The sequence below is a fragment of the Aeromonas sp. 604282 genome, assembly GCF_049170575.1.
GTDB classification, from domain to species: Bacteria; Pseudomonadota; Gammaproteobacteria; order Enterobacterales; family Aeromonadaceae; genus Aeromonas; species Aeromonas veronii_A.
Window position 1 is genome coordinate 1 of the sequence record NZ_JAAKMV010000033.1, and the last position, 521, is coordinate 521.

Genomic DNA, 521 nt, shown 5'->3' on the forward strand with positions numbered 1-521 from the left:
GATTAAGCGATAACTTTAGCTACAACACCAGCACCTACGGTACGGCCACCTTCACGGATAGCGAAACGCAGGCCGTCGTCCATCGCGATCGGTGCAATCAGGGTAACAACCATCTTGATGTTGTCGCCCGGCATTACCATCTCTACGCCTTCCGGCAGTTCGATGGTACCGGTCACGTCGGTAGTACGGAAGTAGAACTGCGGACGGTAGCCTTTGAAGAACGGGGTATGACGACCACCTTCTTCTTTGGACAGTACGTACACTTCAGATTCAAACTTGGTGTGCGGCTTGATGGTGCCCGGCTTGGCCAGTACCTGACCACGCTCTACGTCTTCACGCTTCACGCCACGCAGCAGGGCGCCGATGTTCTCACCTGCACGACCTTCGTCCAGCAGTTTGCGGAACATTTCAACGCCGGTACAGGTGGTCTTGGTGGTATCTTTGATACCAACGATTTCCACTTCTTCACCAACTTTAACGATACCGCGCTCTACACGACCGGTTACTACAGTACCACGGCC

General features: G+C 54.1%; 1 protein-coding gene. It reads right to left on the bottom strand.

Going from position 1 to position 521, the window contains the following annotated elements; translation table 11 throughout:
• Positions 1 to 2 precede the first annotated feature (2 nt).
• On the bottom strand, positions 3 to 521 hold a 519-nt coding region (locus G5367_RS20085; protein WP_421245240.1), incomplete at its 5' end, for an EF-Tu/IF-2/RF-3 family GTPase.